23 protein-coding genes are annotated in these 20,289 nt (G+C 41.5%); 12 read left to right on the top strand and 11 right to left on the bottom strand.

The features are described from left to right. Positions 1–2: 2 nt before the first annotated feature. From ACFOWS_RS02390 to ACFOWS_RS02335, 12 genes are all read left to right on the top strand, one after another. On the top strand, positions 3–542 hold the full coding sequence (locus tag ACFOWS_RS02390) for a hypothetical protein (RefSeq protein ID WP_379762351.1): 540 nt from the start codon (positions 3–5) through the stop codon (positions 540–542). Continuing rightward, complete coding sequence (locus tag ACFOWS_RS02385; RefSeq protein WP_379762350.1) at positions 539–1,201, top strand: ATPase; 663 nt, start codon at positions 539–541, stop codon at positions 1,199–1,201. The genes ACFOWS_RS02390 and ACFOWS_RS02385 overlap by 4 nt, the downstream gene beginning before the upstream one ends. A 74-nt stretch (positions 1,202–1,275) precedes the next feature. Then, the gene (locus ACFOWS_RS02380; RefSeq protein WP_379762349.1) at positions 1,276–2,025 is read left to right on the top strand and encodes a DUF6577 family protein; all 750 of its coding nucleotides are present in this window, start codon (positions 1,276–1,278) and stop codon (positions 2,023–2,025) included. Positions 2,026–2,052: 27 nt separating this feature from the next. Then, positions 2,053–3,111, top strand: a complete 1,059-nt coding sequence (locus tag ACFOWS_RS02375; RefSeq protein WP_379762346.1) for a nucleotidyl transferase AbiEii/AbiGii toxin family protein — start codon at positions 2,053–2,055, stop codon at positions 3,109–3,111. 240 nt (positions 3,112–3,351) lie between these two features. Then, the gene (locus ACFOWS_RS02370) at positions 3,352–3,639 is read left to right on the top strand and encodes a hypothetical protein (protein ID WP_127142144.1); all 288 of its coding nucleotides are present in this window, start codon (positions 3,352–3,354) and stop codon (positions 3,637–3,639) included. A 1-nt stretch (position 3,640) separates the two neighbouring features. Further along, complete coding sequence (locus tag ACFOWS_RS02365) at positions 3,641–3,919, top strand: hypothetical protein (protein ID WP_379762345.1); 279 nt, start codon at positions 3,641–3,643, stop codon at positions 3,917–3,919. Then, complete coding sequence (locus ACFOWS_RS02360; protein WP_379762344.1) at positions 3,912–6,323, top strand: TraG family conjugative transposon ATPase; 2,412 nt, start codon at positions 3,912–3,914, stop codon at positions 6,321–6,323. The genes ACFOWS_RS02365 and ACFOWS_RS02360 overlap by 8 nt, the downstream gene beginning before the upstream one ends. After that, complete coding sequence (locus tag ACFOWS_RS02355) at positions 6,320–6,925, top strand: conjugal transfer protein (protein WP_379762343.1); 606 nt, start codon at positions 6,320–6,322, stop codon at positions 6,923–6,925. Before ACFOWS_RS02360 ends, ACFOWS_RS02355 begins: the two co-directional genes overlap by 4 nt. Then, positions 6,925–7,764: a hypothetical protein gene (locus tag ACFOWS_RS02350; protein ID WP_379762342.1), complete on the top strand. Its 840-nt coding sequence runs from the start codon at positions 6,925–6,927 to the stop codon at positions 7,762–7,764. Before ACFOWS_RS02355 ends, ACFOWS_RS02350 begins: the two co-directional genes overlap by 1 nt. Before the next feature lie 11 nt (positions 7,765–7,775). Further along, complete coding sequence (locus ACFOWS_RS02345; RefSeq protein WP_379762341.1) at positions 7,776–8,402, top strand: conjugal transfer protein TraK; 627 nt, start codon at positions 7,776–7,778, stop codon at positions 8,400–8,402. Beyond that, a complete protein-coding gene (gene traM, locus ACFOWS_RS02340; RefSeq protein WP_379762339.1) occupies positions 8,383–9,327 on the top strand; it encodes a conjugative transposon protein TraM in 945 nt (314 codons plus the stop codon). Before ACFOWS_RS02345 ends, traM begins: the two co-directional genes overlap by 20 nt. Then, positions 9,324–10,118 (top strand): DUF4138 domain-containing protein, encoded by a 795-nt coding sequence (locus ACFOWS_RS02335; protein WP_379762338.1) that lies wholly within the window; start codon positions 9,324–9,326, stop codon positions 10,116–10,118. The genes traM and ACFOWS_RS02335 overlap by 4 nt, the downstream gene beginning before the upstream one ends. Positions 10,119–10,180: 62 nt before the next feature. Here the strand turns inward: ACFOWS_RS02335 and ACFOWS_RS02330 are convergent, their stop codons facing one another. The 11 genes from ACFOWS_RS02330 to ACFOWS_RS02280 form a co-directional block, all read right to left on the bottom strand. Continuing rightward, the gene (locus ACFOWS_RS02330) at positions 10,181–11,278 is read right to left on the bottom strand and encodes an aldehyde dehydrogenase family protein (RefSeq protein WP_379762337.1); all 1,098 of its coding nucleotides are present in this window, start codon (positions 11,276–11,278) and stop codon (positions 10,181–10,183) included. Positions 11,279–11,423: 145 nt separating this feature from the next. Beyond that, positions 11,424–12,077 (bottom strand): SDR family NAD(P)-dependent oxidoreductase, encoded by a 654-nt coding sequence (locus tag ACFOWS_RS02325; RefSeq protein ID WP_379762336.1) that lies wholly within the window; start codon positions 12,075–12,077, stop codon positions 11,424–11,426. 85 nt (positions 12,078–12,162) lie between these two features. Beyond that, positions 12,163–12,723 carry a Crp/Fnr family transcriptional regulator gene (locus ACFOWS_RS02320; protein WP_379762335.1) on the bottom strand — a complete coding sequence of 187 codons (561 nt, stop codon included), beginning with the start codon at positions 12,721–12,723 and terminating at the stop codon, positions 12,163–12,165. Positions 12,724–12,905: 182 nt separating this feature from the next. Further along, on the bottom strand, positions 12,906–13,802 hold the full coding sequence (locus ACFOWS_RS02315; RefSeq protein WP_379762333.1) for an SDR family oxidoreductase: 897 nt from the start codon (positions 13,800–13,802) through the stop codon (positions 12,906–12,908). 76 nt (positions 13,803–13,878) lie between these two features. Continuing rightward, a complete protein-coding gene (budA, locus tag ACFOWS_RS02310) occupies positions 13,879–14,718 on the bottom strand; it encodes an acetolactate decarboxylase (protein WP_379762332.1) in 840 nt (279 codons plus the stop codon). After that, positions 14,711–15,508, bottom strand: a complete 798-nt coding sequence (locus ACFOWS_RS02305) for a carboxymuconolactone decarboxylase family protein (RefSeq protein ID WP_379762331.1) — start codon at positions 15,506–15,508, stop codon at positions 14,711–14,713. The genes budA and ACFOWS_RS02305 overlap by 8 nt, the downstream gene beginning before the upstream one ends. Positions 15,509–15,656: 148 nt before the next feature. Further along, the gene (locus ACFOWS_RS02300; RefSeq protein WP_379762330.1) at positions 15,657–16,235 is read right to left on the bottom strand and encodes a TetR/AcrR family transcriptional regulator; all 579 of its coding nucleotides are present in this window, start codon (positions 16,233–16,235) and stop codon (positions 15,657–15,659) included. Positions 16,236–16,333: 98 nt separating this feature from the next. Beyond that, positions 16,334–17,206 carry an RNA polymerase sigma factor gene (locus ACFOWS_RS02295; protein ID WP_379762328.1) on the bottom strand — a complete coding sequence of 291 codons (873 nt, stop codon included), beginning with the start codon at positions 17,204–17,206 and terminating at the stop codon, positions 16,334–16,336. 55 nt (positions 17,207–17,261) lie between these two features. Next, on the bottom strand, positions 17,262–17,750 hold the full coding sequence (locus ACFOWS_RS02290) for a YybH family protein (RefSeq protein ID WP_379762327.1): 489 nt from the start codon (positions 17,748–17,750) through the stop codon (positions 17,262–17,264). A 10-nt stretch (positions 17,751–17,760) separates the two neighbouring features. Then, a complete protein-coding gene (locus ACFOWS_RS02285; RefSeq protein WP_379762326.1) occupies positions 17,761–18,174 on the bottom strand; it encodes a hypothetical protein in 414 nt (137 codons plus the stop codon). 6 nt (positions 18,175–18,180) lie between these two features. Then, positions 18,181–18,597 (bottom strand): hypothetical protein, encoded by a 417-nt coding sequence (locus tag ACFOWS_RS02280; RefSeq protein WP_379762325.1) that lies wholly within the window; start codon positions 18,595–18,597, stop codon positions 18,181–18,183. Positions 18,598–20,289: the final 1,692 nt, after the last annotated feature.

Below are 20,289 nucleotides of genomic sequence, written 5' to 3'. Positions count from 1 at the left end.
TTTTGGAAGAGGTCAATTATATCAAGCATCTCAATGGGGTATTTGAACAATTCTCCAAGGACAGTCGACTAAATCCCACCCACATCAGCCTCTATGTGGCCCTGTTTCAATTTTGGAACACGAACTACTTTAAACAGGAATTCTTTATCAACCGGGACGAGGTCATGCAATATGCAAAAATCGGGTCAAAATCCACCTACCACAGATGCATCAAGGAACTCCACCATTGGCACTATATCATATACACGCCATCCCACAATCCTTTTAAGGGAAGCCGAATCAAGATGTTCGATTTTGGGACAAGTGGTGGACAAGTGGTAGACCCAAGGTGTACCCATATCGGGACAAGCAATGGACAAGCAGTGGTACCTATAAACAAACATATACAAACCTTGGAAAACAAAAAAAACTATAACAAATCGCGAAATTTCAAAAATTTGGATCTTGACGGTTTGGAAAATAGAAGCAAACAAATCCGCAGTGTCCCATTTCAGGACAACCTAAAGACCACGAAACAAAAAAATTACAATGAACCCTTGTGAGATACAGCGCTCCACATATCATCACCGAGGGAGCTGTACACTATCCGCTCGGCACTCTCAAGGGTAGGGAAATCCATTATGATTTTAAAAAAATCCTCATCTATCTTGATGCCAAAGGCAAGCTACTATTTGGCAAAAAGTTCAAGATCTTTCGAGAGGATAGGGAAATTCTCTATAAACTCTGTCTCTACTTTATCCAGGATAAGGCCAGATGTGCACAAATGGGCATCGACACCCAAAAAGGCCTTCTTCTTTCTGGACCTGTAGGTTGTGGCAAGACCAGTCTTATGAAACTATTGAAATACATCGTCCCCCATCAACGACCTTATGATGTCATACCTTGCAGGAACATTGTTTTTGGCTTTAACCATATCGGCTATAAAATTATCGAGGACTATGGCAATTCCCAATTCTTCTGTTTTGATGACCTCGGCGTGGAACCCACAGGACGCCATTTTGGACAAGACTGCAATGTCATAGGGGAAATACTGCTCTCCCGCCACGAACTCTTTATCAACGAAAAACGCAAAACACATGCCACCACCAACCTCAATGCGGAGGAACTGGAAGAACGTTATGGTAATCGTGTGCGTTCTCGGATGCGTGAGTTGTTTAATTTGGTTGCCTTTGATAAAAAGAGTAAGGATAAACGAGTTTGATTTTTAAACTAAGATTTGGCAATTATGTGAATTTACTGCCGAATCTTAGTTTTTAGTATATTTGTATAAAAGATATGGAAATCGCCAATAAATCACTACATATCAATGCACTAAAGAATAGTTTCGACGAGGGACAAAAAATTACTGTTTCTGATATTATTGAGTTTTATGGCCAATTTGAGGAGAGGGTAAAGCGTTCTACAATTGATTGGAGGTTGTATAAACTGACTCAGGAAGGTATTCTTCATAGGCAGTCTAGAGGAGTCTATTCACTTTCAGAGAAAAAAAAGAAAACATATACACCTGAAATTACGAGATCACTTAAAGTCCTAGCCGGTAAAATTCATAATCAATTCCCGTATATTGAAACCTGTTTGTGGACAACAAAGTGGCTTAACGAATTCATGTTGCACCAACCAGGAAGGTTTTACACCATACTGGAGGTGGAAAGGGATGCTACCGAATCGGTGTTCTACGCTCTCAATGATTTGGGCAAGGAAGTTTTTCTGAATCCTTCCCAAGACATAATAAGCAAATACGTTTCTCATTCCAAAAGCCCCATTATCATTATACCACTTATTACAGAAGCTCCAATTCATAAAATAAATAAGGTGACTACCTGTTCTTTGGAAAAAATGTTGGTGGATATCTATTGTGACCCAGAATTGTTTTCTACGTTTCAAGGCACGGAATTGCAAAGAATTTACCAAACGGCTTTTGATCGATATGATATTAATAAAGCCAAAATGCTCAGATATGCAGATAGAAGAACAAAAAAAACTGAAGTAGAATTGCTAATAAACCAACAAAGAAACGGCAGTTAAGATTAATTACTGCCAAATCATAGATAAATGATAGATACGGAGTCGCTAACTAAAGAATGGATAAATCAGAAGGCTGGAGAGTACCGGTCAGATTCCATTTTGGTGGAAAAAGTAGTGCGGGCACTTTATTTACTGGAACAACTAAAAAAAAGTAACTTGGAATTCGTTTTTAAGGGAGGTACCGCCTTGACGCTTCTACTTCCTGAGCCAAAAAGATTCTCCATTGATATCGATATTATAGTTGAAAACAAGCCAGAGGTTTTGAATCCTATTTTTGATGCCCTGATCAAAAGCTCTGATTTCATTGGTTATGAAGAGGACGTCCGGAAAACTAAGTCGGATATAGAAAAAGCCCATTTTAAGTTTTATTATAAACCAGTAACGAAAGCACCTTCAGACCAAGAGTATATTTTATTGGACATACTTTTTGAAGACAGCCATTATGAGGGATACACAGAAATGCTCCCAATAAATTCCCCTTTTCTAAAACTAAAAGATAATCCTTTAAATGTAGAAGTGCCCACCGCCGAAGCTATTCTAGGAGATAAATTGACTGCCTTTGCACCAAATACTACCGGCGTTCCTTACGATAGGGGTAAGGAAGTGGAAATTATCAAGCAATTATTCGATGTCGGTCACTTATTTGATATGGTACGCGATATCGAAGTAGTTGCGGCAGTTTTTAATCGATTTGCCCAAACCGAACTTGCTTACAGGAATATAATGGAATCTAACGATGCAGTCTTGGAGGATATATTTGAAACCGCAATGGTCATAGCAACAAGAGGAAAATCGGGTATAGGTCAGTTTCAAGAGCTGCAAAAAGGCATTCAAAACATCAAGAACTACATTTTTTCAGAAAACTTTCATCTTGAGAGAGCTATGGTGCCTGCGGCCAAGGCAGCATATTTATCTGCACTGATAAAAACGGAAGCCAAAGAAATTCATCACTTTTCAAATCCAGAAGATATTGTGGATTGGACAATTGACCAACCTGATGAAACAAGATTGAACAAACTAAAGAAAACCAATCCTGAAGCTTTTTTTTATTGGTGGAAAACCTTGGAATTAAAGAATAAATCATAATCTACCCTTGGGTTCGAGTCATAAAATACATTTTTCACGACCCTGAGCATACTTGTATTTTTCTTTATTTAACATATACCTGTTAATTTTCCATGAAATTTGTACTCAAACCCCGGTAAAAACCCCAATCCCATACCAAACAATATTTTATACACAAATAATTGAATATCAATCATTTGAAGATATTTCTATTGTACTTTTCACATATCAAAAATCGTCTAATCCAAAAGCGTTTGCGATATGCGAAAATCACATTTCATCACCATTCTTTTCTTATTTGTTTCCAGTTCCATTTTGGCCCAGATCGGCGGCATCGAGGATTCCGTCAATGACATTTCCAACACCATACGGGCCATATTTCCCATTATTCTTGGGGTGATCTTTTTGGTGGGGTTCCTTTTCAATGCCGGACACTTCTTCGGCGAGAATGCCGACCTGAAGAAAGGCATTACCCGGGTCTTGGTCTTTGTGCTGATTGCTGGGGCCGTTGTGGGCATCTTTACCTATCTCATCGGAATCGTGGTGTAAGATGAAAAAGTACGAAATCTATCGAAATATCCGCAAACGGGCCATGATCCTGGGACTGCCCATTTCGCTATTTGCCCTACTAATAGTGTCCGTTATTGGCTCTATGTTAGTTATCATCTTTTCATTCAGTCTTGGTGTCATCGTTGCCCTGCTGTTGTTCAATGCCCTTCTGTTCGGGGCATTGGCACAGTGGGTCAAAAACCCTCAGTTACTTTCCATCCAAAAGGTCTTCCCCAAAACCATCAGCAACAAACGTATAAGCCCTCTCTCCTATGCCTAGAATCAACCTTAATTCCCATCATCCCATACTGGACATCCAAAACCATGTAGTCTTTGCCAACAATGGAAATGTCGTCCTATGCTACAAGGTAGGCCTTCCTGAAATCCACTCCCTCTCAGAGCAAGATTTTGAGGAACTGCACAGTATGTGGTTCCAGGCCTTCAAATCCCTGCCCATGGGTACGGCCATCCACAAACAGGAGATTTACCAAAAAGTGGGATACGATTGCAAACAATTGCCCAATCAAACCTTTTTGGAAAAGGCCACCCATAAGTACTTTAAGGGAAGGGAATTCCTGAGGCACAAAAGCCATCTCTTCTTTGTACTGCCCTTGGACAAAACTTGGAACGCGACCAAATATGTTAACCCCTTCCGGAAAACGGAAAAGGGTTTCCATCGAAAACTGGATGTGCAAGTAGCAGAATTTATAACTTCTGTCAACGATGCTGTCTCCTATATCAACAATAGTCGACGCGTTTCCTTGAGCCCAATGATGTCTGATGACATTTTGGCCCATACGAACAACTACTACAATGGCTTCAACCAAGATTTCGATACGGATGTGTTGTTGGACAACAAACACATCGAAATTGGTGACCATTTTTTCGATGTTATCGCTGTCAATAATGAAAATTGTTTTGGAGGAAAAGTCCAAAGTAGCAAGAACAATGAAAAATTCACCTCGGATGATTTCACTTTTCATCAAGGGTTTATTGATGGATTGGGATTGGAGCTAAACGAGAACCATATCGTAAACCACATCCTCTATCTGGATGACAGACACAAATGGCGCAAACTTCTGGACAAGAAAGTGGAGGAATTGAGCAAGAGTTCCAATTTTGGTTCGCAGAACAAGGTCGTCCTCAAAAAAGTCCAGCATATTCTGGACCAAATCAATTCTGATGATTCGTCTTGCATCATCAGGGGCCATCTCAATGTCATTTTTTGGCATTCGGAGGCCGAGTACCTTAAACGGATCGCATCCCAGATCAAGGCAAGTTTTAAGGAATTGGATATTATGCCCTATCACCCCAATGGGGAGGAGCGCAAGCATTATTTCCTGAACTCCCATCCCTGTCACGCCACCAACTTTTCCAATGAAGATCTTTATGTAACCGATTTGAAGCATGCCCTATGCCTCTATATCAACAGCACCAACTATACCTCGGATGCCATAGGTATCATCTTCAATGACCGACAACACAATATTCCTGTATTAAAGGACGTCTGGGATGAAGGTAAGTGTCGCATCAAGGCTAGGAACTTTGCCATATTCGCCCCAACAGGGGAGGGCAAGTCCTTTCTGGCCAACAACATGCTTAGACAATACTTTGAGCAGGATGTCCGCTTGGTGATCATCGATCTTGGGGGATCCTATGCAAAGTTCGCCAAGCTTTATCCCGAACAGCATATCATCCTGCGGTATGAGCATGGAAAAAATTTGGGCATCAATCCATTTTATGTTTCCAGTGAGGCAGATTTGGACCCGGAACGCCTGGAAGATATGGTCTTGTTCCTTTTGGAACTCTTGGCCGAGGACAATGCTACCAAATCTAAACAGGTCGCTCTTAAAAAAGTGTTGTTGCATTATTACAAAAAGGTCAGCAGCGGACATTCCCTCCGGTCGCTCTATCAATTTGTTGATGACCACAAAAATAACCTGGTCAAGGACATCCAGGTCTCGGAAACTGATTTCAGTGTATACGCCTTCTTGCACATCCTTTCTGAATATGTCGATGGCGGACCCTATAGCTTTCTTTTCAACAGTGATGGGGACCAGACCTATAAGATAGAGGACAAACGGCTGATTGTCTTTGAACTGGACGAGGTCAGGGACAACAAGGAAATTCTATCGGTCATGCTCAAATTGATCAAATCCGCCATCCATCGGACCATTTGGCAGAACCGCTCCGAACGGGGCATCATTCTCTTCGATGAATTCGCCAAACAATTGAAGTTTGCCAATGTATTGGAAAGCGTGGAATTCTATTATCAGGCCATCCGTAAACAGAATGGAGCCATTGGTATCATCTTGCAATCCATCAACCAATTGCCGGAAAACTCCACTTCGGCCAGTATCCTCGAAAACACCCAAGTCATCTATAGCCTACGTAATGAAAAGGGCTATGATACACTTCAAAAGCGGCTCAAGCTGTCCAGCCATGATTTGAACCAATTGAAGTCCATTCGCAACAACCTCACCGGGAAACGGAAATACACTGAAATTTTTATCAAGATCGGGAAGGAGAGCAACATCTTCCGTTTGGAAGTCCCGCCCGAGGTCTATGCTGCCTACCTCACCGATGGCACCGAAAGCACCGAGATCATGAATCGCTTTGAAAAGACCCAAGATATGGAGCAAGCCATCAAAGCATTCATTCACCTTAAAAAAGAAACCCCATGAAAACAACAAATCTACAAGCCATCAGGAAAAATACCCTGACCTTACTATTGGCCCTAACCACTGCCCTCTTACTGCCAGCAGGCGCTGCATGCCAGGGAATGCCGGTGTATGACAATACGAACTTTATCAGCATGACCAAATCGCTGGTGGAGTCGGCCAAACAGACCTCAGAGCTATTGAAGACGGTACAATTTCTAAAGGAGCAAAAGGACAATATCGTCAAGGTCAACAATGCCATCAGGCAATTGAAGGCCCTACGGGAGCTGACCAAGAACAATGAGATTTTGTTCAGGACCGTACAGCAAGACTTACGGGATATCTTAAATTCTCCCTATATCAAAGCAGGGGAAGTGGAACAGGTATCGCGCACTTTTGAGCAGATCATGGATACCGCCATTGACGACCTGGACTTTGTCAATCAGATCCTATCCAATGACTTTTTAAAAATGACCGATGCCGAGCGTACTTCCATTTTGTTGGAAAAGAAAAAGCGGTCCCAAGAAATGGTAGTGGAATTAGAGGTAAAAACAAGACGTTATCGGGAAATCATCTCCTTCCGTAGGATGCAGGATATAATCAATAACCGTGAAACGAACTACTAATGGGCGGTTTCTTTTTGGGCATAGGATTGGAATATGTGGACGCGGTTTTTCAGACGATAAAGGACAGTGACTTTTCACAATATACCCTAGTGGGCATGAAGACCCTGGCCGTCCTGTTCTTTCTGGTCAATGTACTGAAGAAATACAATGAGGGCATTGCCTCAACCGATGGCCATACATGGGGATTGACCCCCACTGAACTGACCAAGAATTTCTTGGTCGTACTGATGGTCATCTTTTCAACCGAGATATTGGGAGTGTTCGATGGGATTCTGGTGGCCATTGAGGCCCAATACCGGGACACGGCTCCGGCACTCCTCCCATTGCAGCTTCAAGATGTGGACCTGGAACGGGATGTGGGTGCCCTGGAAGCCGCCAAAAAGGCCATGGCATTGTTGTATGAGGCCTTGGTCACTCCAATGTATGGATTGAAGATATTGGCCTTTATCATTGGGGTCATCCTTTGGCTGATGGACCTGTTCATCTATCCTTTGTTCCTGGCAGAGCGGTATTTCCTGTTGGGGGTTATGCAGGCCTTTTTCCCCTTGGTGATCAGTCTGGCCGTTTTTGAGAAGTTCCGTTCCCTGGCCTATGGCTACTTCAAACTCTATGCAGGGGTCTATATGTTGGTACCGGCCTTTTTCTTGGTCAATGTGTTTGTCAACAATCTCTATACGGAGATCAGTACCAATTTCTGGGGCAACCTGTTCGGGTTTGACTGGGGCAGCGAATTCTTTGCCCCGATCATTGAACTCGGTACCATTGGCTTTATCGTATTGCTCAAGTTCAAGCTTTACAGGCGCGCCACCAGTTTCACCCTTCGCTTGTTCACAGGATAAATGGAATTCTTATGGAAACACCCTTTAAAAACATACAACAACAATTGCGCTTGAACCGATGGGTGGTACTTTCAGTGGTCATCGCTTCGGGGATGGTCTGTATGGTTGCAACCCTATTGATGTACAAAGTCCATCGGGAGAGCATGGAACATGCCTTTGTAGTCAATGGGGAAGGGGAAGTCATTCCTTTGACCTGGGTGGAGCAGCGGAAAAACCTTGAAGTGGAGGCACTGGCCCATTTGGAACAGTTCCACAGTTGGTTCTATGGGGTCGATGCCGGTAGTTATGAACGTAACATGGAAAGGGCCCTATGGATGGGAAATACATCCGTTGCCGAGGTCTTCCAACAAAGGAAGGCAGATGGGTTCTATAATCGATTGTTACAATATTCTTTGGTCCAAAAAGTGGAGCGTATCGATACCAAGATCGATATGGGAACAGGACCCATGGTTTTCAGGACCCAGACCATCCTGAAGATCCATAGGGGTTCGGCAACGGATACCTATGAACTGATTACATCAGGCCGACTTATACAGGTCGAACGGAACTTTCCACACAATCCGCACGGGTTGTTGATCACAGATTTTTTTGAAAACTCACTCCGTAAAATTGAAGACGATGAAAACACAGAAGAGTAAGATTGTTTTTGTCCTTGTGATGGTATGTATAGTTCTGTTCATTGCGGTATATGCCCTTATCACTTTTGGAAAGGACAAGGAGATCGAATTGAAACCTGACCGAATTCCAATGCCCGACTTGGATGGGAAGACCGTGGAATACGAATCCAAGATGGAGGCCCTGGATGCCATCAAGGAGGAACGGGAGGTAACTGCTCCCCAGTTGTACCCGGACCATATGGTGGACGATAAGGGATATTTCAACCCGGATTATATGGAATATGAAAAACACCGCATTATTGATAGTGTTTATCAATCCAAGCGCTTCGTCGAAAAGGCTCCTCATTTGAAAATACGCGAGACCACTGCTTCCACGAGGATGTTAGATTCAATGGAAGCTAAAGACGTCGGGGAGCCAGAGACACAGTTATCCACCCAAGAATTGATGTTGAAGCACCAGCTCTTTTTTGCCTCCAAGCCCCTAATTTCGAAAGTTAATGGCCTTGAGGATAATGATGCCATTGGGGATAATATAGGATTATTGGCCTATGTGGATGGGAAGCAGACCCTAAGGGAAGGCCATCGGTTGGTCATGCGTTTGGAAGGTAGTGTTCAAATTGATGGGCGAAACATTTTGCGTGGTACCAGAGTCTATGGATTTGTCAAGTTAAGGCCCAATCGAATGATGGTGGAAGTTGACCGGATAGAGGACCAAAAGTTAAAGTTACAGGTCCATGACCTTCAGGATGGACAAGCGGGCATTTACATGGAAAACCATTTGAAGGGAGAAATGATTCAGGCCAGCGTGGATGAGACACTTTCAGAGGTGAACCTACCCGGCTTTCCGCAGTTCAGGGGTATCAAGCGCATCTTTCAACGGGATCGTCGGGCCGTTAGGGTAGAGGTGGCGGATAAATATCAAATCATTTTAAAACAAGAGTTATGAAAAGAAGTGGATTGGTACTTTGTGCCTTGGTATTGTTTTTCTTGAATATTTTGTGGGGTCAAGAAAGTTTGGACACGATCTATGCCAATGAATCCAAGAATGTGGCCCTGTTCTTTCCAAGTACCATACGGCAGGCTGTTGTTGGTAATGATGATTTTGTGTTTTCCTATGATAGGGAAGAAGCTGGTTATTTTGGATTATTGCAGGGGGTGGAAGGTGTTGAAAGCAATCTATTGGTAATCACTTCGGACCATCAGGTATATGCATATATCCTTAAATATTCCAAAGAACTTTCCCAATTGAACCATTTTATCCGGGAAGGGGACGGTATTGGGAGGATTGGACCTGCAACGGAGTCAGAGCTGAAAAGGGATTCCTTGGTCATGGAGCCGTCCCATTATGACAGGTTCTCCGGGGTGCTACTAGAAGAAAAACCAAAGGTCATGGCCACTAAACGTAAAATGGGCATCCGGCTACGTTTGGAGTACATGGTCTATCACGGGGATGAGGTGTACCTGGTTTTTGGAATACGGAACCGATCGGGCATAGATTTTGAAGTGGATCGTTTGGAGGTCATTCGGGTCAATGGGAGTGCAAAGCGAAGAGCTTCCTATCAGGAAATCCCGTTGGAACCCATTTATGGCCACGGTGTGCCGAACATGGTCAAGGATGGGGAAATGGTTAGGTTTGTCTATGTTTTGCCCAAGTTTGTGCTTGGGGACAAGGAAGGCTTGAAGTTGGTCTTGGAAGAATTGCACGGAAATAGGCGCGTGGAGTTGAGGCCATTCTAATGGAAATAAACTTCTTGTTTTTTATTGATTTACTGACTTTATCGTTTGGACGCTCATACTTGCTAAGTAATTCCATAATCAAATGCTTCATCAATGGTCTCAAATTCAATTACCGGAAGCACAGGCCCAAAAATCTCTTCCTGCATCACCGCATCATCTAAAGAAACATGGTGCAAAATAGTGGGGTTTATGATTCGTTCTTCTCGGTTATGAGTGCCCCCATAATATACTTTGTCAGGGTCAATCAGATTGACTACACGGTCAAAGTTTCTTTCATTGATGATCTGGACATAATTATTGTTTTCCCTCGAGAAATTGTTCTTTTCAATCTCTTCCACGGCCAATTTTAGAAATTCTTGCTTGATGTCTTTGTGTACCAAGGCATAATCTGTGGTGATGCAAAATTGGCCCGAATTGACAAACTTTGCCCAGATCGTTCGCTTGACGCCCATCTTTAGGGCGCAGTCTTTGGTAAAAATGGCCGGGTTTTTTCCGCCCAGTTCCAAGGTGACATCCGTCAAATTTTCCGCTGCGGACTTGTTTACGATTTTACCGACCTTTGGGCTTCCTGTGAAGAAAATTTTGTCATATCGCTGCTTCAACAGTGCAGTCGTTTCGGGTATGGCACCTTCTACGACCCTCAAATAATTTGAATCAAAGTTTTCATTGATGATCTTTGCCATGATGTTGCTCGTTCTTGCCGGAAGCTCACTGGGCTTCAAAATGGTTGTGTTGCCTGCGGCCATTGAGCCTACCAACGGGGTAAGCGATAAATTATAGGGCAGATTCCACGCCCCGATCACCAAACTGACACCCAATGGTTCTGGTACCAGATAACTTTTGGCCGGAAAATTCAGCAAGTTGGTTTTGACACTTTTGTGCTGTGCCCATTTTTTGAGCTTCTTTATGGCCATGTTGATCTCATCGATAAGCGGATAAATTTCGACCAGTTGGTTCTCATATTTTGACTTGCCAAAATCCTTGTAGATCGCGTCATGCATCTCATCTTCATGTCGAAGTAAAATCCCTTTCAGTTTTTTAAGTTGTTCAAGCCTAAAACCAATGGGTCTCGTTGCGTTGGTGTTGAAGTAATCTCTTTGGTTTTGCACAAGCTGTTCTGCTTCGACTTCAAAAGCCGTTTTATCAATAACCTGATTCATAAGTCTTTTTTAAATTATCTTTTTTGGACCTCTTGCCCTTTTCGTACTATCTGGAGTTGCATCTTTTTCGGTATCAACGGCGCAAATGTCAATTGCATTCGTTGCGACCATGGTAGCCCTGAAATGACTTCCAATTTTCCTTCCATCATGGCATCATACCCATCCTTTGCCACCTCTGAAACCTTGGCGTGTTTTTATAAATGGAAGTCTTGTCCATTCCTGAAATTGCCCCAAAGTTTGTTTTCGTCGGTCCCGGTAATAGAGCGGTAACACTGACATTGGTGTTGTGCAGCTCCCCTGATAGAGCATTGCTGAAAGAAGTCACATACGCTTTTGTGGCAAAATAGACAGCTTGCAAAGGCCCTGGGAGCAAGCTGGCAGTAGAAGATACGTTCAGTATTTTTCCAGAATTGCGCTCCACAAATTCGGGCAGAAAAAACCGGGTCAGTGAGGTCAGGGCGAGAATATTTACCTGGATCATCGCCAGGTCTTTCACCCAAGGGCGCTCATAAAATTTACCAATACCACCGAATCCTGCATTGTTGATCAGATAATCTATTTCGACTCCCAGGCTTTTGGCCTCTTCGTAAATTTCTTGTGTGGCGGTAGGTTGCGTTAGATTCTTGACAATGGTATAAACCTCAACACTGTTTTGCCTTTCAATTTCAGACTTAAGGGTTTTAAGTTCTTCAATATTGATGTCAACGGCTATAATGCTGCCGCCCCGTGAAGCATGAATCTTGGCGAATTCTTTCCCAATACCTCCAGCTGCTCCCGTAATCAATGCTACGTTTTTCATTGTGATACTTCTTAAATGTTAAAAATGTACCACAAATTTACAGGTAGGGAATGTGGATAAAATTACCCTATGGTAAAAAATGGAATCATAGATTTTTTCTTATCCTGCTCAAGCTTTGGGGTGTGATGCCCAAATAGGAAGCGATATGGCCAAGCTTTGCTTTTTGAAACAAGTATGGATGCTCTTTCATCAGTTTCAAATACCGTTCTTCGGCGGTTTCTGTTTGAATGCTTATGACCCTCCTGCTCAAGACCATTGCAAACTCGGCATACAAATTTCTGAACACCTTTTCTATGGACTTGAATCGGGAGATGATGGTATTGAGTTGTTCTGATGTGATCAACATTAACTCGGTTTCTTCCAGTGCTTCAAAATAGAGGATATTCTCTTCCTTCTTTAAAAAGCTAAATGGCGAGGTTATCATGGAATTTTTTGAGGAAAACCAATGGGTTATCTCGTTTCCGTTTAGGTCATGGTAATAGATGCGCACCAATCCCTTTAAGACAAAATAGAAATATTCACATCGCTGCCCTGCCTCTAGGAACAACGCTCCTCTTTTTACAGATTGGGTAGTTAGCCCAAGATTATGCTCAATATTCCATTCAATCAGGTTTTTTGAAGTAATATATTTATCGGCCCTGACCATAAGCCCAACGTTTTGACTTATACATAAAATTCAATTAAGCGTAATCGAAAGTTTGGATAATAATAACTGAAAACACGAAAAGGCACTTTTTGTATTATAAAAAGATTGATAAATATACCAAAATAAGTGGATCGAACCATGGAACCTGGATGTTTCATGGTTCAGCCCACCCATAGCACAACCTAATTTTTACTAACTCCAAGTAAGTGATTCATTTGAAGTACATCAGCGATCAATCGCCTTTGTATAGGAGCAACGGCATTGTTTAGTTCCACCGTGCCAAAATCCTGTCCTACCACTGTACGGATAGGACGTTGCCCCTGTTCTGTATGGACTAGGTTTGAAATTACATCGGCAACGTGTTGAGGGTCAACATCTGGGCCTCCACTTTTGAACATAGTATCGAACCCCTCTAAAGTGGTCCCTGGAACTTTGGCATCTTCGCCGTATGTTTTAATAACTTCAGAATCGGCCTCCTTCGGACCGCTGTGCAGTAAATTGGTGGCAAAGGGGCCTGGTTCTACAATGGTTACATCCACACCGTATGGTGCCAGCTCATATCCCAAGGATTCAAAATAGGCTTCCATGGCCCACTTACTGGCACAGTATACGCCAAAATAGGGAAATGCCAGTCTTCCGGCAACTGATGATACGTTGGTAATCAATCCGCCATTCTTTTTCAACATGGGTAGAAAGGCTTTGGCCATCCGAATCGGGCCATAGAAATTGACACTCATTTGATCCTCGATTTGTTTGATGCTGTAGGCTTCCGAGATTCCGACGAACATGGTTCCGGCATTATTCACCAGCACATCAATATGGTCTGCCTCTTTTTGAATTTGGGCCGTAGCAATGTCTATCGAATTTTGATCTGTTACGTCCAGCTCAACTACTTTGATGTCCAGACTTTCGTTCTCGGCAATCCTGAGCAGTTCATCTCTCTTTGCGGCATTGCTGCCATTGACATTTCGCATTGTAGCGAACACTTGGTGCCCTTTGCGTGCCATGGTTAGTACCGTTAGGTAACCAAAGCCGTTGCTACTACCTGTTACAATTACATTTTGATGTTGTTTTGACATTTTTAAACATTTAAGATTAATATTGATTGATGTTGGGTAATCTCCCAATCTTTTTTACTTCCCACGTTTTGTACATTTATTTGTTTGCGTCCATGGTTTGAAAATTTTGGTGCTCAGAAAAATGAACGACATAGCCCTTCAATTCACCAACTTCGACCAGGGCCTTGTCTATTTCCAAATCCAAGACATGACCACCATGTTTTTTGTCTTCGGAAAGAAAGTGAAAATGAAAACCAGGAACATTCACACCTTTTAGAGACGGAGGCACAAAAAAGCCGACGATGCTTCCAATAACATTGTGAATTTTGAACAACTGTTGGTTCTTAACCACTTCAGAAAACTCTGGATAAGATTGGGACAACACGGGACGGTAGGTTCTTGTTTTTAGGGTGTTGAACGTGCCCGAAATCTTAATCGCGTAGATGTAATCGGTTTTTTTTAAACGATTCTTAAGGTGTTTTTCCAAGGTTTCCTTAGTAAACGTTTTATCGATCGTCCACGTTAGATCAACCGAAAGGTCAGAGACAAAAGCCAGTGGTGTCCTGTCTTTCAACTTTAGCTCAGAGGTCTTTCCATTGGCTTTGGTCTGATATATTTTTCCATCCAAAATGGTCACCTCACCATCTATTTTATGTGCTGCTGCCAAACCAAAATCCCCATGTTCAAGCAAGGCCTTATAGGTGTAGTTTCCGTCATAAAGTTTACCCGATATAAAGGCTTCCACAGAATTATAGTGAAACAACTTGTCGTTCTTCTTCATGGAAATGTTTGGATGCACCGCCAACTCGTCGCCCGTCTCCATCTTAGTCTTTGGCATATTATTGTATTGATTTATGCTTCCTTGGGGATACAGTGCGTTGCACAGCATGAATGCCACCGTCATGTGGATTGCACTTATGGCCACTTTTTTACTCATTGGTAACTTCTTTAAGTGCCATTGTACCGTTCACCGCCGAGGGAAATCCTGAAAATACACCCATCAGAACCATTATTTCAGCCACTTCTTCTTTGGTTACGCCCAAATTCATGGCTCCCCTGATATGGAATTTGAGCTGATCTGTGCTGCCCAGTGCGGTAAGGGCCGAAATGGTGGCCATCTCCCTCGTTTTGTAATCAAGACCGGGTCGTGCCAAGATGTCTGAAAAACCATATTCCAGAACATATTTCATAAAGTCGGGGGAAACATCTTTAAAGGTTTCATTGAGCTTGTCAATGGGTGCCACATCCAATTTTTCCAGCTGCGCAACTCCCACATCCAATCGTGTCTTCCCTTCGGGAATCTTGGTTTGTTTGCTTAGACCTTTTGGGTCATCAACACCATTTTTCTTTCTTTCATCCAGTATATCCTTTAGAGCTGTCATTCCGTTAACGGCAGATGGAAATCCTGAGTACACCGACATTTGCAAGATTATTTCCTGTACTTCGGCAATGGTCCATCCTACGTTCAATGCTGCGTTGAGATGCACCTTGAGTTGGGGCTCCGCATTGCCCATTGCTGTCAAACCGGAAACAATTACGATTTCTTTTGTTTTAAGGTCCAGTAGAGGCCTTTCATAAATGTCGCCAAAGGCAAATTCTATGATGTATGCGGCCAGGTCCGGTGATATATCTTCAAGCGATGCCACCACTTTTTCACCTGCTTTGCCGTCAATTGTTTTCAAATTTTCCCAACCTTTTTTGTATTCTTCGCTGTGCATTTTTTTCATGGATTTATTTTTTTGACCGGATGCCGAGGTCCATAGGGTTAAGAGCGAAATCGCAATTAGCATTCTAGTTCCAATGGTCGAAAAATCAGACTTCAGCTCCATGTTGTGTTAATAATAGACTAGTCGTCTAGTTGATGATCAAATTTTTTTATATTAAGATGTGCATTCTTAAAAATTTCACTAAGGTCTTCATGGGCTCGTTGCTTTTGGTCGATTTCGTTCTCAAAATGGCCCCTTCCCATGAATTGACAATAAAACTTGCGAGCTCTTCAGGGGATTCATCAGCTCTTAACTCCCCATTGCCTTTTGCTTCTTCAAGACATACAACAAATCTGTTTTCCATTTTGAGGAATTCATTTTCCAAGGTGGATGAGAAGCATTCTTTCTGGTCGGCAAGTTCCGAACTGCAATTGCCCAAGAGGCAACCTTCTTTGAACTCTTTTTCTTCATAAACCCTTTGTATGTCTTCAAAAAGGGCAAAAATTCTTTGCAAGGGGGCTAAGGAGGTATTTGATAAAAATGAATCTATATACTGAAGTGATTTGAATCCATGTTTTTTTATCACCTGAAGACCAAAGTCTTCTTTGTTTTTGAAATAATGGTAGAATGACCCTTTGGGTACCTGCGCTCTATCCAAGACCTCTTGAATACCGATACCATTATAGCCCTTTTTGGCAATCAGGTCAACGCCAATATCCAAAATTTTATCCTTGGTTTCTTCTTTCATGGCTCAAATATATAATAATATTAGACTGGTCGTCTATCTCTCTTTAATTTTAACTTTTTTTTAGATGATCACTAAATGTATTTGGTCAAAGTATTTGGTTATTGAATGTCAAAGGTTTTACGAACTGCCTTGGAGTCAAGAAATTTCTTTAATGACAAAAGTCGGTCATCTGGCTCTTGGTAATTATGGTTTTGGTATAGTTTCTGGTAGGCGGCATAACCATCATTTTCATAATCCATCAGTTTTTTTTCAACGACGCTTTCGATCTTGGCAATTACCTTTTTCTGAAATTGTAGATTGTTCGGGTCTACATACCCCTTTTTGATAAACCCCTGTGTTTTTTTGGCACAGCGGCACGGGTTCCTTTTATTGATCAAACCACATTTACCGTTCATGAAATCATACAACTGTTTTCTGGCCCTACTCAGCCTTTTGCGAAATGCATCTCGGTTTATTTCCAAAATTTCACTGCCGGTGGTATCGGGCAGTTCAAATAGTTCGCCAATCACAAATATAAGACGTTGTTCGGGTGTTAAGCATAGGAGCATACCTTTCATGCAACTCAGCTTTGCCTCTTGGACAACCATTTTTTTATCTACTTGGAACGAATCTTCCAAATCTATATGTTTTGTTTGATCAAGGCCGTTTCCATAGTCCTCCCAAGAAATAACCTGGTTGTGGTACTTTGATCTTTTCACATTCAAAAAATGATTTTTGATGATTCGGTACACCCAAGTCTGAAATTTGCTTTCACTCTTAAATTGACCAAGGTTGGTTATTACCTTGATGAGTACCTCTTGAAGCAGGTCAGCTGCCTCGTTACTGTCAGCGGTTAAATTGAGGGCTACGTTGTAAATCCAATTTTGGTGCTTCTTGATTAAATTTTCCAAAGCCGATTTATTGCCCGACAGCGCATTTTTGATGAGCTGTTCATCCGCTTCTAAAATTTTTGATTCAATAAATCTTGACATAACATTGTTCAAAAAGAAAAAGCCCTTTGGCTTGTCAAAGAGCTTTTTTCAACTATTAGTTCTTATCCATTAAATATTGTCCATGCGGATTATCAAATATCATAAGCCAACTTCCGTCTTCTTGTTTGCGCAAAACAGCAATGGATAAACCACTTTGTTCAATTTTCGTTCCGTCAGGAGCCATCCCAAGCATGGTCCAAGGAGCCAAATGAATTGCTGAATCGCCCGTCACAAAAACCTCGTGCCCGCTGTAGGTGAATTTGGGATTTATTACAAAAGCTTCCATGAACATTTCTTTCAACTCTTTTTTATTGGAAATAGGATTCTCAGGTTCAAATACCACCACGGCACTCGGTTCATAGGTGGACATGATTCCATCAATATCCTTCTTGTGGAAGGCTGCGGTCATTTTAGTAATGACCTGCATTACCTTTTCTTCTTCTTGGTTCATTGACTTATGTGCATTTTGATTGCTCTGTGCCTGACTATAGTAGGCCGAAACACATAAAACTAACATGATTGCTTTTTTAATGATTTTATTCATGATTAAAATGTTATGATTTTGGATTAATTTTAAGATATGGTTTTGCCAATTGCCAATGACCAGTCCAGAGATTAAGGCCGACAGGGTGAAATACGGCATGTTTACCACAAAGAGTAAGAATCTGCCTGAAAACAGCCATGGCTCTATGACGACCAGTAACAAAAAGACCGGCGAGATCAAGGTCCCTATTTTCTGCCCATCGATAATTGGAGTACATTAAAATAATGGCAATACCGCAGGATGGCATAATACCTACGCTAAAACTGGTTATGGTTGCCCAAAGAGGCGGGGTTTCAGGATTTGACACTTCAGCACCAACGGCCCAGACCTCCCCAAACAATGGTACGTACCAAACGAATGCCAATAAATAGTTCACGGAACTTGCTACCGGTATAGCAGTATGGTTCAGGTTGATTTTTACCACGGTACATCAAATGTTTGATTCCAGTATTTTTTTCAACAATTGCAATTCCTCAGCCAATTGCTTTCGTTGTTCCTCCAAGGTCCCCTCGAGCAATTCCAACGGAACCGGAGGAGCCATCAGCACGAATGTAAAGATTGCGGATAGCCCTCCATCATTTGGAATGATTCGTGAATAGGCCCGACCAATGCTTCCGTCGGGCATTTCCATAATGGTGTCAACAGTGCCCAACGCGCTGTCAGAATTCATTTTAAGCCCGACCTGCATCTTTCCGTTAGGTGTTTCCATGTAGGCCATGTTATCCTTCACATCGGAAAATCCGATGGCCCACTTGGGCACATTGGTAGGTTCTGCCACGAATTCAAATACTTTTTTTGGGTTTGCATTGATGGCAATGCTTTGGACATCAAAATTTTGTTTGGACATAATATTTATTTTTTATTGTATGTAGGTTAGACACATGGATAAGAAAAGTGTGACCGTAACATATCTTTTTATATGGTTGAAGGGAGTAATCGGGACCGACTTATAGTGAGTTAAAAATGGAGATGTTTTTTATAGGTGAAGCAATTAAAATAAAAAATTACTAAAACACCATTCTAATGATACTGGGAAATAGATTTTTCTGGGTTGAACCATTTAGCTGTCCATTAGAAAACAGGTTTTCTTATTTACATCAAATTTCTCATTCTTTGTCTTTTTTAAAGGTTGTTCCAATTGCCATTTTTGATGACAACATAAAATAATTTGGTTTTCAGTTCAACATAGTTAAACGAAGGATTGACTGCACGAGGAAGTATTTATTATGGGATTTAAAGCATTGGAAGCTTCGGGATGAGTATGGTTTAAAGAATATATTCTTAATGATACGTTTTTGCTGGACCCCATGAATTAAGGCAGATGCTTTCGATAATGGAGGTATACGTTCTCAAGCACGGTGAGAAGTGTTTGTAAATTCAAATCATAGCTAGATTACCGTCCAATTTTAAAAACCTCTTAATTGCCTATAAGCTTAGGTTATACAAATGAGGTTATTATCTTCTCATTAAGTTTCAATGCTTTTTTAGTATGCTCTTGATATTAAGCTCCCCAAAAGTTTTATGCGGTCTTAGCCTTTTGTTGTGCCCTTTCATTATTTGGACTGTACCTTACATTAGACGGGGGATTCAAAGAGGTGGGCATTAATATTTTCCGTATATAATTTCTGAGCTTGTGTTTTACATCCCCGTTTTGTTTATACTCTGGATGGGCCTTTTTGTGATTCCAAGGATACCAACCCGACCTAAAAATCCTGAACATCTTTCAAAAATCATGGGTGAGTGGATTCATCAGAAAATCCGACTCCTAGATGACTGCCTTGTAGTCTCATACTCTTTTTTGTGTTAATACAAGTAACAACTTAAGACAAGAGTTAGGGGTCCTCCGAATATTCAATTTGTGTTTTCGTACCAAATTTTTTACAAAGGAACTAACTTTTCTCTCCATGCCATAAAGCTTTTTTTTTCAATACGGTAATGTGGTACGGAATTCTGCTGGGCAGACCAAGCATGAACTTTTGGTTTGAATATAGCTGAAGGGTTCCACCTCCACCTACTTGAATTATTTCAGTTGGAAGTTACCTATGAATTTATCCTTTCAGTTGTAGAAGATGACAGCACTGGTGTCTTTATCTTTACATAGTTCTTCAAGGGAAATCAGCTTCATGGATTTTACGGATTTTGACCAATTTGGTCTTGGAACACCTACATCTTTTAACGTCGTAAACATTACAATTAATATTCTATTTTCATGCGCTGCAGTTTTTTACTTAATCTTAACAGGTCGTTGAAACCTTTTCTCTTATTGAACATTACAAAGGCCTTCGTAGATTCGTAAACTCTTTAAATGCGTATAGTGTAACCTTACTTGTTGAAAAAAATACCTTGAAGGAATTGAAAAAGATTTGAAAACTTAAACACTGAAGTTAAAATATAAAAGCAAAAAAGTATGATATCGTCCTATTTGGCGGTGCTAAGGGTTTTGGCAATCAGCCATAGGAACATTTCAACTTTATGTTTTAGATTGCTTCTCAGAATTTTAAGGGCTTTGACCATCTGCTTTTCCACCGTATTGATGGAA

The organism is Flagellimonas marina (assembly GCF_042651185.1).
GTDB classification, from domain to species: domain Bacteria; phylum Bacteroidota; class Bacteroidia; order Flavobacteriales; family Flavobacteriaceae; genus Flagellimonas; species Flagellimonas marina.
Note: the sequence above shows the minus strand (reverse complement) of the source record. Positions and strands in the feature narration are given on the sequence as shown.

Bases quoted from the DNA above. Each gene is read 5' to 3' on its own strand.
- ACFOWS_RS02380 (WP_379762349.1), top strand. From the start codon at position 1,276: ATGGAAATCGCCAATAAATCACTACATATCAATGCACTAAAGAATAGT.
- ACFOWS_RS02375 (WP_379762346.1), top strand. From the start codon at position 2,053: ATGATAGATACGGAGTCGCTAACTAAAGAATGGATAAATCAGAAGGCT.
- ACFOWS_RS02370 (WP_127142144.1), top strand. From the start codon at position 3,352: ATGCGAAAATCACATTTCATCACCATTCTTTTCTTATTTGTTTCCAGT.
- ACFOWS_RS02365 (WP_379762345.1), top strand. From the start codon at position 3,641: ATGAAAAAGTACGAAATCTATCGAAATATCCGCAAACGGGCCATGATC.
- ACFOWS_RS02360 (WP_379762344.1), top strand. From the start codon at position 3,912: ATGCCTAGAATCAACCTTAATTCCCATCATCCCATACTGGACATCCAA.
- ACFOWS_RS02355 (WP_379762343.1), top strand. From the start codon at position 6,320: ATGAAAACAACAAATCTACAAGCCATCAGGAAAAATACCCTGACCTTA.
- ACFOWS_RS02350 (WP_379762342.1), top strand. From the start codon at position 6,925: ATGGGCGGTTTCTTTTTGGGCATAGGATTGGAATATGTGGACGCGGTT.
- ACFOWS_RS02345 (WP_379762341.1), top strand. From the start codon at position 7,776: ATGGAAACACCCTTTAAAAACATACAACAACAATTGCGCTTGAACCGA.
- traM (WP_379762339.1), top strand. From the start codon at position 8,383: ATGAAAACACAGAAGAGTAAGATTGTTTTTGTCCTTGTGATGGTATGT.
- ACFOWS_RS02335 (WP_379762338.1), top strand. From the start codon at position 9,324: ATGAAAAGAAGTGGATTGGTACTTTGTGCCTTGGTATTGTTTTTCTTG.
- ACFOWS_RS02330 (WP_379762337.1), bottom strand. From the start codon at position 11,278: ATGAATCAGGTTATTGATAAAACGGCTTTTGAAGTCGAAGCAGAACAG.
- ACFOWS_RS02325 (WP_379762336.1), bottom strand. From the start codon at position 12,077: ATGAAAAACGTAGCATTGATTACGGGAGCAGCTGGAGGTATTGGGAAA.
- ACFOWS_RS02320 (WP_379762335.1), bottom strand. From the start codon at position 12,723: ATGGTCAGGGCCGATAAATATATTACTTCAAAAAACCTGATTGAATGG.
- ACFOWS_RS02315 (WP_379762333.1), bottom strand. From the start codon at position 13,802: ATGTCAAAACAACATCAAAATGTAATTGTAACAGGTAGTAGCAACGGC.
- budA (WP_379762332.1), bottom strand. From the start codon at position 14,718: ATGAGTAAAAAAGTGGCCATAAGTGCAATCCACATGACGGTGGCATTC.
- ACFOWS_RS02305 (WP_379762331.1), bottom strand. From the start codon at position 15,508: ATGAAAAAAATGCACAGCGAAGAATACAAAAAAGGTTGGGAAAATTTG.
- ACFOWS_RS02300 (WP_379762330.1), bottom strand. From the start codon at position 16,235: ATGAAAGAAGAAACCAAGGATAAAATTTTGGATATTGGCGTTGACCTG.
- ACFOWS_RS02295 (WP_379762328.1), bottom strand. From the start codon at position 17,206: ATGTCAAGATTTATTGAATCAAAAATTTTAGAAGCGGATGAACAGCTC.
- ACFOWS_RS02290 (WP_379762327.1), bottom strand. From the start codon at position 17,750: ATGAATAAAATCATTAAAAAAGCAATCATGTTAGTTTTATGTGTTTCG.
- ACFOWS_RS02280 (WP_379762325.1), bottom strand. From the start codon at position 18,597: ATGTCCAAACAAAATTTTGATGTCCAAAGCATTGCCATCAATGCAAAC.